Genomic DNA, 267 nt, shown 5'->3' with positions numbered 1-267 from the left:
CGTGCTGGGCGCCGCTGCTGCTCGATGCCGCCGGTGGCCTGACTGTCGACGGCGCCGAGGCGATCGACTGGTCGCGGCCCTACCTGGTCGTCGCCAACCACCAGTCGATCCTCGACATCTGCGTGGTGTTCCGTGCCGTGCCGGTGCCGCTGCGCTTCCTGCTGAAGGACGAAATGCGCCGGGTGCCGTTCGTGAACTGGTATGCGCAGGCGACCGGCATGCTGTTCATCACCCGCGACGACCGCCGCTCCGGGCCGCTGCTGCGGC

General features: G+C 70.0%; 1 protein-coding gene. It reads left to right on the top strand.

The genetic code is table 11. From position 1 onward, the window contains the following. Positions 1-267, top strand: a 267-nt coding sequence (locus SB719_RS20445) for a lysophospholipid acyltransferase family protein (RefSeq protein ID WP_412159784.1), incomplete at both ends; no start/stop codon positions are given.

This window comes from Pantoea sp. SIMBA_079, from assembly GCF_046940275.1.
GTDB classification, from domain to species: Bacteria; Pseudomonadota; Gammaproteobacteria; order Enterobacterales; family Enterobacteriaceae; genus Pantoea; species Pantoea borealis.
This window is presented reverse-complemented; position numbering and strand designations above follow the sequence as displayed.